This window comes from Streptomyces sp. NPDC104202, from assembly GCF_055584185.1.
Window position 1 is genome coordinate 38775 of sequence record NZ_JBVJMN010000038.1, and the last position, 12722, is coordinate 51496.

Annotated in this window: 15 protein-coding genes; 7 read left to right on the forward strand and 8 right to left on the reverse strand. The window is 73.4% G+C overall.

What is annotated here, in order from left to right:
- Positions 1-206: 206 nt before the first annotated feature.
- Positions 207-473 (reverse strand): GlsB/YeaQ/YmgE family stress response membrane protein, encoded by a 267-nt coding sequence (locus ACZ60W_RS23430; RefSeq protein ID WP_469757300.1) that lies wholly within the window; start codon positions 471-473, stop codon positions 207-209.
- 280 nt (positions 474-753) lie between these two features.
- Between ACZ60W_RS23430 and ACZ60W_RS23435 the strand changes: the two genes are divergently transcribed.
- On the forward strand, positions 754-1308 hold the full coding sequence (locus tag ACZ60W_RS23435; protein ID WP_469757301.1) for a hypothetical protein: 555 nt from the start codon (positions 754-756) through the stop codon (positions 1306-1308).
- Positions 1309-1387: 79 nt separating this feature from the next.
- On the opposite strand, the gene ACZ60W_RS23440 is transcribed toward ACZ60W_RS23435, so the two are convergent.
- Complete coding sequence (locus ACZ60W_RS23440) at positions 1388-2317, reverse strand: helix-turn-helix transcriptional regulator (protein WP_469757302.1); 930 nt, start codon at positions 2315-2317, stop codon at positions 1388-1390.
- Between the two features lie 55 nt (positions 2318-2372).
- On the opposite strand from ACZ60W_RS23440, the gene ACZ60W_RS23445 reads away from it, so the two are divergent.
- From ACZ60W_RS23445 to ACZ60W_RS23455, 3 genes are all read left to right on the forward strand, one after another.
- Complete coding sequence (locus tag ACZ60W_RS23445) at positions 2373-2840, forward strand: hypothetical protein (RefSeq protein WP_469757303.1); 468 nt, start codon at positions 2373-2375, stop codon at positions 2838-2840.
- A complete protein-coding gene (locus tag ACZ60W_RS23450; protein ID WP_469757304.1) occupies positions 2837-3385 on the forward strand; it encodes an NIPSNAP family protein in 549 nt (182 codons plus the stop codon). The genes ACZ60W_RS23445 and ACZ60W_RS23450 overlap by 4 nt, the downstream gene beginning before the upstream one ends.
- Positions 3386-3665: 280 nt before the next feature.
- Positions 3666-4286, forward strand: a complete 621-nt coding sequence (locus tag ACZ60W_RS23455; protein ID WP_469757305.1) for a phosphoribosylanthranilate isomerase — start codon at positions 3666-3668, stop codon at positions 4284-4286.
- A gap of 136 nt (positions 4287-4422) precedes the next feature.
- Here the strand turns inward: ACZ60W_RS23455 and ACZ60W_RS23460 are convergent, their stop codons facing one another.
- Both ACZ60W_RS23460 and ACZ60W_RS23465 read right to left on the reverse strand, forming a co-directional pair.
- Positions 4423-5364 carry an ADP-ribosylglycohydrolase family protein gene (locus ACZ60W_RS23460; protein WP_469757306.1) on the reverse strand — a complete coding sequence of 314 codons (942 nt, stop codon included), beginning with the start codon at positions 5362-5364 and terminating at the stop codon, positions 4423-4425.
- A 186-nt stretch (positions 5365-5550) separates the two neighbouring features.
- A complete protein-coding gene (locus tag ACZ60W_RS23465; RefSeq protein ID WP_469757307.1) occupies positions 5551-5787 on the reverse strand; it encodes a hypothetical protein in 237 nt (78 codons plus the stop codon).
- A 234-nt stretch (positions 5788-6021) separates the two neighbouring features.
- On the opposite strand from ACZ60W_RS23465, the gene ACZ60W_RS23470 reads away from it, so the two are divergent.
- On the forward strand, positions 6022-6945 hold the full coding sequence (locus tag ACZ60W_RS23470; RefSeq protein ID WP_469757308.1) for a YihY/virulence factor BrkB family protein: 924 nt from the start codon (positions 6022-6024) through the stop codon (positions 6943-6945).
- 4 nt (positions 6946-6949) lie between these two features.
- On the opposite strand, the gene ACZ60W_RS23475 is transcribed toward ACZ60W_RS23470, so the two are convergent.
- From ACZ60W_RS23475 to ACZ60W_RS23485, 3 genes are all read right to left on the reverse strand, one after another.
- Entirely contained in the window at positions 6950-8167 is a 1218-nt protein-coding gene (locus ACZ60W_RS23475; protein WP_469757309.1) for a phospholipase D-like domain-containing protein, read from the reverse strand.
- A 251-nt stretch (positions 8168-8418) separates the two neighbouring features.
- On the reverse strand, positions 8419-8589 hold the full coding sequence (locus tag ACZ60W_RS23480) for a hydrophobic protein (RefSeq protein ID WP_469757310.1): 171 nt from the start codon (positions 8587-8589) through the stop codon (positions 8419-8421).
- Between the two features lie 127 nt (positions 8590-8716).
- The gene (locus ACZ60W_RS23485) at positions 8717-10915 is read right to left on the reverse strand and encodes a SpoIIE family protein phosphatase (RefSeq protein ID WP_469757311.1); all 2199 of its coding nucleotides are present in this window, start codon (positions 10913-10915) and stop codon (positions 8717-8719) included.
- A gap of 287 nt (positions 10916-11202) precedes the next feature.
- Here ACZ60W_RS23485 and ACZ60W_RS23490 point away from each other — a divergent pair, with 287 nt between their 5' ends.
- Positions 11203-11397, forward strand: a complete 195-nt coding sequence (locus tag ACZ60W_RS23490) for a hypothetical protein (protein ID WP_469757312.1) — start codon at positions 11203-11205, stop codon at positions 11395-11397.
- A gap of 106 nt (positions 11398-11503) precedes the next feature.
- Here the strand turns inward: ACZ60W_RS23490 and ACZ60W_RS23495 are convergent, their stop codons facing one another.
- Positions 11504-11713: a hypothetical protein gene (locus ACZ60W_RS23495; protein WP_469757313.1), complete on the reverse strand. Its 210-nt coding sequence runs from the start codon at positions 11711-11713 to the stop codon at positions 11504-11506.
- Between the two features lie 387 nt (positions 11714-12100).
- On the opposite strand from ACZ60W_RS23495, the gene ACZ60W_RS23500 reads away from it, so the two are divergent.
- Positions 12101-12487 (forward strand): STAS domain-containing protein, encoded by a 387-nt coding sequence (locus ACZ60W_RS23500; protein WP_469757314.1) that lies wholly within the window; start codon positions 12101-12103, stop codon positions 12485-12487.
- The last annotated feature ends 235 nt before the right edge of the window (positions 12488-12722 follow it).

The following is a 12722-nucleotide window of genomic DNA, read 5'->3' on the forward strand; positions in this document are numbered from 1 at the left end:
TAACCGGAGCCGCTTCGGCATCGCACCGTGGACCGTGGTGCGTATCCACCGTCCGGCCATCCATCGCCCGCTGCGCACCGCCACCCGTACACCCCATCCCGTCATGTGCGCGGAAGCGCGGCACATCACGGCACGGGGTGTCCAGTGAGCCAGCATCCGCCGGCGGCGCCTCTGGCGCCGCCGCCGGGCCCAGCTGTCGGCGAGAGTCACGAATGTCGCCTGCCCGCCACCACACGGTAGAGGACCAGCAGAATGATCGACCCGACGATGGCGGCCACCCATGTGGATATCTCGAAGAAGCCGTCAATGGAGTCGACACCGAATATGACCTTGCCGAGCCATCCCCCGAGCAGACCGCCGGCAATTCCGATCAATATCGTGATGATGAAGCCACCAGGGTCCCGTCCGGGCATCAGCGCCTTCGCGATGATTCCTGCGAACAGTCCCAGCACGATCCAGCCGATGATTCCCATGGATTCCTTCTCGTCAGTGAATCGATGTCCTGTAAACCGTCTTCACCGCACAGCCCGACTCAAACGTCAGAAGTCGCCCGAATTGCCTCGGCCACCCCCGGCAAGGCGCCGACACCGGCGTGCACTCCCTGACGCGCGTCCCCGGGCACCTCTCGCCTCGTTATGCGCTTGCGTCCGACGCGTGCCTCGCGGAAGAGTCCCGCGAGGAGCCAGGCCCACGAGAGCGGTGTCGGGCGAGTATGGACAGGCACGGGAACAGGGGGCTGCGGGGATGTGCGTCATGGACGCGGCGGTCAAGGAAGCCGCGGTCGCCCGATTCCTCAGCGCACACGGACGGAGGGCGGACGTCGCCGCGAGCGACCACCCCGCACTTCAGGGCCTCGCGGAGGTCGACTGGTCCCGTGTCCCCGGGTGCCCGGCCGGCATGCCTGGGGTGCTCCGGGGCCTCCTCGACGAGGCGGCCGGGCCCGATGCCGTCACGGCACTGGAGAGCGTCCTCATGGACGGCATCTTCCACTCCAGCGCCGTGATGCCGGCCGCGCTGCCCTTTCTGATCCGCCTGGCCGGTGTCCCCGGCCTCGCGACACGCTCGGCGCTGATCGACCTGCTGGTCATCGCGGCGGAGCTGTCCCGTTCCGTCGACGCGGACGACGCACACCAGGTCCTTCTCTTCGGCGCGGACTCCGACCACCCGGAACGCGCCGCATGCAGGTCGGCCTTCGCCGCGCACGCCTCCGCGCTCCGGGCCCTGGTGGAGGACGAGGCGCCCCCTCACGGACCGATGGCCGCGGACGACCGCGCGTGTCTGCTCGCGGCTCTGGAGCCGCAGGCATAGCGCCGGCCGCCGCAGCGCGACGGGGCGGTGCGGGGACGGTGCAGGAGCCCGCAGAGGTACACGGAGGCAGTACCTGAGGTCACCCCTCGTACCGCGCGGCCAGAGTGCGCACCGTCTCGGCGATCCGGTCGCGCAGTTCGGCGGGGGCCAGGACCTCGACGTGGGTGCCCAGCCGCAGGAACTCACCGTGCGCGTGGTCGATCGACTCGATCGGCACCCGGGCCTCGGTCCACGTGTCGCCGCCCGGTGCGACACCGAGGCGGCGGGCACCCTCCGGGGTGAGGCGGACGAGGGCCTCCCCGGTGTGGAGTCGCGCCCGGAAGTCGGCGAGGTAGCCGTTCCAGTACGTGGGCAGGTCGAAATCCTCCGGGGCTGCGAACTCCTCTTCCAGCGAGCCGAGTGCGAGGATCTGGTCGATCCGGTAGGTGCGCGTCCCCGTCGGCCCGCCGGCGACCAGGTACCAGCGGCCGGCCTTCAGGACGAGCCCGTACGGCTCCACCCGCCGTTCGATCTCCTCCGGAGCCCGCCAGCGCCGGTACCGCAGGACCACCGCCCGTCGTGCCCACACCGCGGCGGCCGCCGCGGCCAGGTGGGGCGTGCGGTCGGCGTCGCCGTACCAGCCGGGAGCGTCGAGCAGGAAGCGCTGCTGGATCCGCTCGGCGTGCTCGCGCAGCTCCGCCGGGAGCGCGGCCCGCAGTTTGAGCTGGGCGGAAGCGAGCGCCTCGCCGACACCGAGCTCGGCAGCGGCGCCGGGGAGAGCGGCCAGGAACGCGGCCTGCGCCTCCTGCGCGGTCAACCCGGTGAGCCGGGTCCGGTAGCCGTCGACGAGGCGGTAGCCGCCCGCGTGCCCGGCGGCTCCGTACAAGGGGATGCCGGCGGCGCCGAGCGCCTCGACGTCCCGGTAGACCGTCCGGACGGAGACCTCCAGTTCCTCGGCCAGCTCCCGCGCCGTCATCCGGCCGCGGTTCTGGAGCAGGAGAAGCAGGGTGACCATCCGGCTCGCACGCATCTCGCCAGTATCCACTGACACTGGATGTCAGTGGACCGGCCCTAACCTGCGGCGCATGAACGACTTCGACTTCCTGCACGGCTCCTGGGACGTGGCCAACCGCCGCCTCGCCGCACCCCTCGGCACGGGCCCCGCCACCTGGGTGGAGTTCCCCGGCCAGGCGGTGGTCCGGCCGCTCTTCGGCGGCGCCGGCAACATCGACGAGATCACCTTCCCGACCCTCGGCCGCCAGGGCGTGACCCTGCGGTTGTTCGACCGCGAGACGGAACGCTGGGCGATCCACTGGTCCGACAGCCGCACCGGCCGCCTGGACCCGCCGGTGGTCGGCGGCTTCGCCGGAGACCGCGGCGACTTCCACGGCGAGGACACCTACGACGGCCGCCGCATCCACGTGCACTTCGTCTGGCACCGCCTCGGCGCGGACGGCGCCCGGTGGGAGCAGGAGTTCTCCCCTGACGAAGGCCGCACCTGGGAGCTGAACTGGATCATGGAGTTCACGCGCACGGGACAGGCCGAGGCATGAGCATCGTCGAGCTTCGCCAGTACACCCTGTTCCCCGGAGCGCGGGAGACCCTGATCGAGCTGTTCGAGCGCGAGTTCGTGACCGGCCAGCAGGCGGCCGGCATCACCGTCGGAGGCCGTTTCCGCGACCTGGACGACCCGGACCGCTTCGTCTGGCTGCGCGCCTTCCCCGACATGGCACACCGTCGGCGCGCGCTGGAGGCGTTCTACGGCGGTCCGGTCTGGCGGGAACACCGCGACGCGGCCAACGCCACCATGGTCGACAGTGACGACGTGCTGCTGCTGCGCGGTCCCGGCTTCTCCCCCCGGCCCGGCACCGGTGACGTCGTCGCGACCGTCTGTCACCCCGCCGACGCCGCCGCCTTCGACGCGTACGCCGCACGGCATCTGGACCCGGACCATGCGCTGCACCGCACCGAACACGCCGAGAACGACTTCCCCCGTCTTCCCGTCCGCACCGGTGAGGACGTCCGGGTCTGGTTCGGCCCGGCCGAGCCGCCACCCTGGCCGAGCGTACGGCTGCGCCTGGAATCGGTGCGGGCGTAGACCGTCGTCCACTGGCGGCCAGAGCCGGGGGTGGGGCTGGGGCCGGGGCCAGAGCCGGGGCTGGGGCCGGGGCTGGGGCCGGGACCGGGACCGGGACCGGGACCGGGGCCGGAGCCGGAGCAGGGCCTGGGACCGGATCGGGGCCGCAGGCCGCTGGGGTGCTGCTCCGACCCGGCCCGGGGCGGACCGGTGCCCCACCCCGCGGGTACGTCGTGATCACCGCCCTCCCGAGGTGAGTAGGCTCAAGGCGCCACGCCGGAGGCCAGCAGAGGAGAGATGCGTGTTCGTCAAGGTGTGCGGGCTGGGGACGGTCGCCGACATCGACGTGTCGGTGGAAGCCGGTGCCGACGCCCTGGGTCTGGTGATCAGCGGGACCAGCGTGCGCGGGCTCGACCGGGACCGCGCCGTGCGGCTCGCCGCGCACATGCCTCCTCAGGTGCGGTCCGTGCTCGTCGTCAACGACACCCCGGCCGCCGAAGCCGCCCGCATCGCCGCGGACCTCGGTTTCGGCGCACTCCAGCTCCACGGATCGGCGTACGGCGAGGAGGACTTCGCCGCCGCCGCCGCTGTCTTCCCCCGTCTGTGGCGGGCCACGTCACTCAGCGAGCGGCCCGACACCCGCGTGGGCGCCTACGGCGAGGAGGTGCTGCTCCTCGACTCGCCCCGCGCCGGTTCCGGGGAGTCCTGGGACCTGACCCTGCTGGAGGCGTCCCGCCCGGATGGCGCGTGGCTCCTCGCCGGCGGGCTCTCACCGCGCAACGTCGGCGAGGCCATCCGGCTGGCCCACCCCTGGGGCGTCGACGTCTCCAGCGGCGTCGAGTCCGCCCCCGGCGTCAAGGACCACGACCGGATCCGCGCGTTCGTCGCCGCAGCCCGGGAGGCGGCCCCGCTGGGCGCCTGACCCGCGGCAGCACCCGTACACGGCACACGGCCGCCCGTACGACCGGGCCCACGTGCGCCCTGCCGGGAGTACCCCCGCCGCACGGAGGCCGCTCCACCGGGCTTCCCCACGGCGGCCTACCCACCCCGGGTCCGTGTCATCCCCCGAGGCGCCGCGCGAGGTCGACCAGGTCCGCCAGGTCCAACACCCGTCCTCCGAAACCGGGCAGCGGCACGTGGAGCGGGCGGCTCCAGCGGTCCGGGATCGCGTCCAGGCCGTAGTACGCGCCCGCGAGGCCGCCGGTGACGGCGGCCACGGTGTCCGTGTCACCGCCGAGGTCGATCGCGGCGCGGAGCGCTTCCTCGAAGCCGGCGGTGGTACGCAGCGCCCAGACCGCGGATCCCAGGCAGGGCCAGACGGCGCCGTTGAACTCGGTGGCCTGATCGGGGTGCCAGTCGGGCGCGAGGACGGTGGCGTAACGCTCGCGGTGACCGGGGGCGACCCGCGCGAGGGTGTCCGGGAGCGCGGCGAGGGGGTCGGCGCCGTCGAGCGCGACACGGACGAGTTCGTGATAGATCGCGGTGCCCTCCCAGGCGGCACGGTCGCCGTGGGTGAGGGCCGCGATGCGGCGGGCGGCGTCCATGGTGGCGTCCCGCCCGGCGAGGGCGAAGTGGACCGCGGCGGTCGTCGCCCGCATCAAGGAGCCGTTTCCGGCGGCACGTCGGTTGACCTGGAAGTGCACGGCGGCCGCGAGGTCCCACGGCATCCCGTTGGTCAGGACGTCCTCGGTCTGCAGGCCGATGTCCTTGGGTTCCGCGGCCGCCCACCGCTGGAAGCGGGCGAAGACGTCCGGCAGGTCGAGCCCCCCGCGCTCCAGCAGCGACTCGGCGACCAGGACGGCCATCTGCGTGTCGTCGGTGGCCTCCCCCGCGTCCCAGCCGCCGCCCCCGCTCATCTCCCCACCACCACCCGGTGCGGGATGGCGCGCGGTGAACGCTCCCGGCGGGCCGAACTCGAAGGGGCCGCCCAGCGCGTCACCGACCGCCGATCCGACGACCGCACCGGCCACGCGCCGCATCCGCTCCCCCGCCTCGCTCATCGGCTCAGCCTAGGGCCTGTCGTCACCATCCCCTCGTTGCCCGAAGGGCGGCCCTGCGGCGTCTGGTGCGTGCTCTCGGTGTGCCGGGTGGAAGTGCTCGTACGGGACGTACTCGCGCTTTCGCCCGGCGCGGCGAGAGCGCGTGCCAGGCGTCGCGGGGCAGAGGGGATTTTGACGACAGGCCCCCTAGCCGGTCGGTTCCTGGGGCGCCGGAGTGCCCGGTCCGGCGGCGGGACGGGACTCGCCCCGTTCGTCGTCGTCCGCCTGCCGCTCCTCGTCCTCGTCGGAGTCATCGGTCTCCGGACCTCGCCCGGCGATCTTGATGTCCGGCGCCTCGGGCCCCCGTACGGGCAGATCGGGCGTGACGGGGTCGTGCGTCGAGGGGACGGGGGCGGGAAGCTCCGGTTTCGAGTGGGTGGACATCAGAGTCTCCTTGTCGACTGAACACGGGTTCGATACCTCCGCTGCCCCTTTCCGCGCTCCTCACTCCTCCACCGCGCCGGCGGGGAGCAGGTCGGCCCTGCCGTGCGCCGGACGCCCCCGGCCGCACGGGCGCGGGGCGCCGGCCGTGGACGGAGAGCCCGGCAGCAGGGACGTCCCGGACGGTGACCGGGGGAAACGGCGGATGAGAGCGCCGACGCAGGGCAGGAGACCACCGTGACATCGAACACTCTCCGCACGCGCCGGAGCACTCCGGGGAACCGGTCCGCCGAACGGCTGCGGCGCACCCGGTCGACCCTGCGGAAGACCGCCGTACGCCTCTGGGACGACAACATCGCCGACTTCGCCGCGGCCCTCACCTACTACGCGGTGCTGGCGCTCGTGCCCGCCCTGCTTGTGGCGGTCTCCCTGGTGGGACTGGCCGGGGCCGGCACCCGCGAACGCCTGATCCGGGACCTGACGTCCTACGCCCCTCCGGAGTCCGCCCAGGTGCTCCGCGAGGCCCTGGAGGGCCTCACCTCGGCGCCGTCCTCCCTGTGGCCGCTGCTCGTCAGCGGGGTTCTGAGCGCCCTGTGGTCGGCCTCCAGCTATCTGGCGGTCTTCCGCCGCGCCCTGCACACGATGTACCGGCTGCCCGACACGCGGCCGCCGCTGCGCGCCGCGCACGTCCTCGTCCTCACCGCCGGCGGTCTGCTGACCCTGCTCGTCACGGGCGCCGCGAGCCTGGTCGCGACCGGACCGGTGGCCCGGCGGATCGCGGCGTCCGCCGGCTACTCCGGCACCGACGCGATGGCCGTCCTGCGGTGGCCGGTCCTGCTGGTGATCGTCACGGCGCTGATCCTCGTCCTCTACCGGACGGGACCCGTCCAGGGCCGCGGCATACGCCGCGGGTTCGGCGGCGGAGTGCTGGCGGCCCTCCTGTGGCTCGGGGCTTCGGCGCTCTTCACCCTCTACACGCAGTTCGGCACCTACAGCCGCCTCTACGGATCCCTGGCCGGGGTCGTCGTCTTCCTCGTGTGGCTGTGGTTCGGCAATCTGGCCCTGCTGGCCGGCGCGCAGTTCAACGCGGTGCGCGCACGGCCGGAGGAGCGGACCGAGGAAGCGCCGGCGGACGTCGAGCCCGCCGTCTCCTCCCCGTGAGGCGCTACAGGTAGCGGCGGATGGGCAGCACCGCGGCCTCCCTGGCGCGCTGCAGCACCGAGCGCCGCTTCCAGCGGTCCGGCCGGATCACTTCGCTGGCCTTGAGGTCCTCGTCGTAGTCCGCGTCGAGGACGCCGGTGAACTCGACGTCCATGACGGCGAGCATGACCTCCTCGTCGTGGTCGAGGGAGCGCCGGTTGAAGTTGGTGGAGCCGATCAGGGACACGACGCCGTCCATGGTGATGACCTTCGCGTGCATCATGGTCGGCTGGTACTGGTGGATGCGCACGCCGCAGGCGGTCAGCTCCTCGTAGCGGTGCTGGCCCGCCAGCTGGCACACCCGCTTGTCCGTGTGGGGGCCCGGCAGCAGGATCTCGACGTCCACGCCGCGGCGGGCGGTGGCGCAGAGCAGCTCGATGAAATAGTCGTCGGGGGCGAAGTAGGCGGTCGCCAACCGGACGCGCTGCTCGGCCGATTCGAGGATGACGCGCATCAGCGTCTGCATGTCCTGCCAGCCGAAACTGGCCGAGCCGCGGACCACCTGCACGATGGCGTTCCCGCTGGGGTGATGGCCGACGAAGCGGTCGCGCTCGTCGAAGAGTTCCTCGTGGCACTCGGCCCAGTTCTGGGCGAAGGCGGCGGCGATGCCGTCGACGGCGGGTCCGCGGACCTCGACGTGGGTGTCCCGCCACTCGCCGGGGTTGCGTGCGTCGCCGCACCATTCCTCGGCGATCCCGACGCCGCCGGTGAACGCGGTCTGCTCGTCGACCACGAGGACCTTGCGGTGGCAGCGGTGGTTCTGCTTGAGCGGCGAGAGGTAGAGCGGCTTGCGGAACCAGGCGACTTCGACGCCCGCCCGGCTCATCTCGTCCAGCAGGTCCCGCTCGATGAGGCGGCTGCCGAAGCCGTCGAGCAGCAGCCTCACCCGTACACCCGCGCGCGCCCGGTCGGAGAGGGCTTCGGCGAACCGCCGCGCGATCTCACCCCGCCAGTAGACGAAGGTCATCATGTCGATGGTGTGACGGGCGCCGCCGATCGCGTCGAGCATCGCGGCGAAGATCCGGTCCCCGTTGCGCAGCGGACGGACGGAGTTGCCCTCGGTCGCCGCGACGCCGATGAGCCGTTCGAGACGGCGGCGTATGCGCTGGATCCGCTCGTCGACGGGGCTGCCGTCGGCGGTCGCGGTGGTCGTGCCGCCGAGCGGCGGTTCTCTGTCGGACATACCGGCACTCCTGAGTCGGGTGATGAGGTGCGATCGGGCTCCGCACGACGGCGTCCGCTCGGCGCCGCACGCGGGTTCGCACGTCGGGGGGGCGCTCCTGCGAGCGCGGCGGGACCGCCGTCACGTGACGGCGGCGGTCCCGGCGGGGCCGCGCGGACCGCACGGCACCGCAAAGCGCCCCCAGGCCCGGCCGGTGCTGTCCGGCCGGGCCTGGGGGATGCGCCGGGCGAGGAGGCCCGGCACCGTTCTCGTCACCATCTGTACCAGCGGCCGCGGCCGCCGCTGGAATTGGTCGACCGCATGACGAAGCCGAGCAGCCATATCACCAGCACGGCTATGGCGATCCACCAGAGCGCCTTGAGGGCGAACCCCGCGCCGAACAGGACCAGGACGAGAAGCAGAACCAGAAGCAAAGCAGCCATTGTGTTGACCTCCTGGCAGCCGCATGCCCCGCGATCCCCGGACGATGCATCGGTCGACACGAGATCTTGGCGGGGTGTGCCCGCGAGCTCCCGGACGGGCTTCTCCGACGCGGATCACGGCGCCGCGTCAGGACCTGTCGGAGTCCGTGGGGGCCGGCCGCGGCGCCGTCCGGCCGTCCCGTGCGGTGGTGCGCAGGAGGAGCAGGGCGGTGTCGTCGGTGTACCGGCCGGTGGGCCAGGCACGCCGGACGAGGTGGTCGATGAGGTCCTCGACGTCCTCGCCGTGGTGGCGGGCGAGGTGTGCCGCGAGGTCGGCGGCCGTCCGGTCGGGGTCGGTGCCCGGCACCTCCACGAGTCCGTCGGTGTAGAACGCGAGCGTGCTCCCCGGCGGAAGGTCGAGAACGGTCACGGGGTACGGGGTCCCCGTGTCGATGCCGAGCAGCGGGGCGGGGTCGAGTGCGACGACCGCACCCCGCTGACCCCTGCGGTGCAGGAGGGGCGGTGGATGTCCGGCGCTGGCCAGGATCGCCCGCCCCCGAGCGAGGTCGATCCGGGCGTAGAGGGTCGAGACGAGGAGGTCGGTGCCCAGGTCCTTCAGGACGCGGTTGGTGTGGACGAGCACCTGGTCCGGCGGGGCGGCGGCGGCCGCGCGGAGGGCGGTGCGCACCTGGCCCATCAGGGCGGCGGCGGCGATGTTGTGGCCTTGGACGTCGCCGATGACGGCGGCCACCGTGGTGGCGTCGAGGCGGATGACGTCGTAGAAGTCGCCGCCGATGTCGATGCCGTGGCCGGCGGGCAGGTAGCGGGCGGCCATCGTCAGGCCGGGCACGGTGGGCAGGGTGTGGGGCAGCAGCGTCTCCTGAAGGCCCAGCGCGAGGTCGTGGGCGGCGTCGTAGAGCCGGGCCCGGTCCAGCGCCTGGGCCACCAGGCCGGCGAGCGAGGTGAGGACCGCCCGTTCGTCCGCGCTGAACGGGTGCGGCCGGTCGTAGGAGAGGATGCAGCAGCCGACGGCCCGGCCCGAGACGAGCAGCGGCAGGAAGGCCCATGCCTGTTTGCCGCTGATCAGGGGCGCCCGCGGGAATTCGGCGGCCAGTTCCCCGACGTCGGCGAAGAACGACGGGACGCCGGTGGAGAGCACCCGGCCGGCCGGGGTGACGTCGGTGCTCAGGGGCAGGCCGTCGAGGCGTTCGATGGTCTCCCCGTCGTACCCGTGCCAGCCGGTGATCTTCAGGCGCCCGGCCTCGGCGGCCGAGATGACCAGTCCGTCCGCGCCGAAGGCGGGCAGGACCTGCCCCGCGACCAGCTCGACGACGTCGCTGACGGCCACGGTCTCGGTCAGGGCCGACGCCAGGTGCAGGAGCTGGTAGAGGCGGCCGGTATGAGCGCCCGGGGAGGTCGCGGCGGTGGGGCCGGACGCGCCCGCGGCCGCCTCGGGCCGGACGTCGACGGGAGCGGCACGGCCGCCGTCGGGTGCGGGGGTGATGCGCACGCTGATGCCGCTGGCGTCGGGGTAGAGCTGGAAGCGCAGGCGGGCGTCCGAGGGGTCGGGCGTGGTGAACTCGACGGGTTCACGGCTGATGACCGCGGTGCGGTAGCGGTCCTCGACGGCGGGTCGGTCCAGCCAGGGCAGGGACTGCCACGGGCGCGTCCCCATCAGCCGGTCCGCGGTCCGCCCGAGCAGGGTGGCCGCCACGCCGTTCACGTAGGTGATCCTGCCCTCGAGGTCCAGCGACAGCGTCCCCTCGGGAAGCCGCTCGGCGTAGTCCGCGGCCGCCCGGGAGGTCCCGCCGGCGTACGGCAGGGGCTCGGCGAGCGGCACCTGCGCGGGCTGCTCGGGCGCCTGCGGAGGGCTCGGACAGTCGTCCAGGGCGCGTGCGACGGCCCTGGCCTCCGCGGTGATGTGGCCCCGCTCCCGTCGGCTCGCCCGGTCCGGATGGGCCGCCGGCCACAGCAGCACCAGGCCGCCCCAGCACCGGGACCGTCCGAGCAGCGGCACCGCCGCGAGGGCGAAACGGTACGGCAGGCTCGCCGCCACCCGCGGGTACGCGCGCGCCATCTCCTCCTGCGAGCCCACCCACACCAGGCGCTCCTCCCGGACCGCCTCGCTGACCGGCGCGGCCGTCGCGAGCGGAATCCTGTGCCAGGGCCACGCCACCTCCTCCGGCAGCCCGCACAACACCGCCAGGCCGAGCGCCTCCGCCGGCTCGTCGAGCAGGTACAGCACCCCCGCGGACGCGCCCGTCCGTCGCACGGTGCCCGCCAGCACGGAACCGAGCAGCCCCGTACCGCCGGGCTGCTCGCCAAAGCCGGGCACCTCAGCTCGCATATCAGGACCATACGCCGACCGGCGGGCCCGATCCTGTCGGGACGGCCGCCGGCCTGGCCGGGGACGGGGGCTGTGGCCGGGCCCCGCGGGGGGGGCGGGGTGGCAGCGGGCCCGGCGGGAGGGGCGTCGGCGGCGAGGGCTCCACAGGTCCGGGAAGGCCGGCGGGGCAGGCCGGACCGGAGATGGCACGCGAAGACCGGCAGACGGCCCTTGATCGGGCTCACGCCGTCCGGACCGGTTCACGCGGAGCACTTCCGGCGGCCGACACGGCAGTGGATGATGTCCGTGTGACTCCCCGCATCAGCGCTCTGATCTCGGCGTTCGGCGTCCTCGCCAGCGCCATGCTGTTCCTTCTCGGCATACGCGAATACCGATCCGGCGCATCGGTCCTCTGGCTCGTGATTGGGGCCGTGATCTTCCTCGGCGCTTCGTACACGCTCGCGCGGGACGTGCGGCGGCTTCGTACCGGGCCGACCTCCTGACAGCAGATCCGACACCGCGGCCGGGAGCCGGGGGGGGCGGACCTCCAGCAGGTCAGCGACCGCCTGATCGCGACCGCAGGCCCCGGGGCCTGCGGTCGGCACCGTCTCACGCCGCCTCGTACACGTGCGCCCTGCCTCCCCGCCATTCCACCCACGAGGGGTCGTCGAGGACGCGCCCGGCATCGGGCAGCCCGGTCCGGCGCAGGAACTCGATCAGGTCGACGTCTCCGTAGGCCAGACCGAGGATCTCCCCGCGCGCGGTGACACGGCGGCCACCGGTCGGGGACGGAGGGTGAACGACGATGGGTGCTCCCATACCCGGCCATTGCCCGTTGCAGGTGCCTGTCATACGCGTCGCGCAACGCTGATCGCCGGCTGCGCAGGGCGGGCGCCCGGAAGAGCACCGCGCGCCCGTCCGGCCCGTGGCCGCCGGGCACCTCGCTCCGGAGCCGGTGGACCACTCCCCCGCCACGCGGCCCGGCCTCGACGGGTCACCGCGCGAGACGAGCACGAGGCGGTCGAGGCCCAGCCGGGGTCACCCTTCGATTTCGGTGCTGGTGTGCGCGGCGCCGACGGGGGCACCGGGGCCGGCGGGTGTGGACGTCGGTCCCGCGGGCAGAAGACGAGTATCGAGTCCCGACGCCGACGCACGCCCCGGTCACCGATCACAGGGAGCGCCGCGCAGGGGGCGAGGAGACTTCTCATGACTACCGAATCCGCCGGACGGAAGAGTCCTGGGCCGAGCGACGACGCGCAGGCGCCGGTCGTGGTGCGGGTAGCCGGTGAGATCGACATCCAGCACGCGGCCGAACTGGAGAGCCTGATCACGGCGGCCCTGTCCGACGCCGAGCCCGCGGCCCCGGTCATCGTCGAACTCAGCAACTCGTCGTTCTGCGACTCCTCCGGACTCAACGCACTGCTTCGGGCCCGCGAGAACGCCCTGCGCGCCGGCCACACCCTGAGCCTCGCCGCCCCCAGCCACCAGATGCTGCGCCTGCTCGACCTGACGGGCGCTGCCGAGCTCTTCCCCCTCCGGCCGGCCGTGGCGGTCGACCGGGCGGACGCCGCGGGTGGCTCCCGCACGTCGTGACCTCGCACGTCGTGCCCCCACACCTCGTGACCGTGGGAGCGGCTGTGACGCGCTGCCCCATCGACGCGTCCGGTGACCGGATCGCGCGCCCCCGAGGCCGCCGCACGCACGGGTCGGTCCCCTGTCCGCACGGCACCACCCCCGTCCGGCCGCCGCTCGGCGCCTGCCGCGCTGATTCGACGCGTCGACCCCACGGAGCACCGGATACGCCCTGCCGTTCTGACGTCGGGTTCTC

Coding starts and splice junctions, on each gene's coding strand:
- ACZ60W_RS23430 (WP_469757300.1), bottom strand. CDS start 473: ATGGGAATCATCGGCTGGATCGTGCTGGGACTGTTCGCAGGAATCATC.
- ACZ60W_RS23435 (WP_469757301.1), top strand. CDS start 754: ATGGACGCGGCGGTCAAGGAAGCCGCGGTCGCCCGATTCCTCAGCGCA.
- ACZ60W_RS23440 (WP_469757302.1), bottom strand. CDS start 2,317: ATGCGTGCGAGCCGGATGGTCACCCTGCTTCTCCTGCTCCAGAACCGC.
- ACZ60W_RS23445 (WP_469757303.1), top strand. CDS start 2,373: ATGAACGACTTCGACTTCCTGCACGGCTCCTGGGACGTGGCCAACCGC.
- ACZ60W_RS23450 (WP_469757304.1), top strand. CDS start 2,837: ATGAGCATCGTCGAGCTTCGCCAGTACACCCTGTTCCCCGGAGCGCGG.
- ACZ60W_RS23460 (WP_469757306.1), bottom strand. CDS start 5,364: ATGAGCGAGGCGGGGGAGCGGATGCGGCGCGTGGCCGGTGCGGTCGTC.
- ACZ60W_RS23465 (WP_469757307.1), bottom strand. CDS start 5,787: ATGTCCACCCACTCGAAACCGGAGCTTCCCGCCCCCGTCCCCTCGACG.
- ACZ60W_RS23475 (WP_469757309.1), bottom strand. CDS start 8,167: ATGTCCGACAGAGAACCGCCGCTCGGCGGCACGACCACCGCGACCGCC.
- ACZ60W_RS23480 (WP_469757310.1), bottom strand. CDS start 8,589: ATGGCTGCTTTGCTTCTGGTTCTGCTTCTCGTCCTGGTCCTGTTCGGC.
- ACZ60W_RS23485 (WP_469757311.1), bottom strand. CDS start 10,915: ATGCGAGCTGAGGTGCCCGGCTTTGGCGAGCAGCCCGGCGGTACGGGG.
- ACZ60W_RS23495 (WP_469757313.1), bottom strand. CDS start 11,713: ATGGGAGCACCCATCGTCGTTCACCCTCCGTCCCCGACCGGTGGCCGC.
- ACZ60W_RS23500 (WP_469757314.1), top strand. CDS start 12,101: ATGACTACCGAATCCGCCGGACGGAAGAGTCCTGGGCCGAGCGACGAC.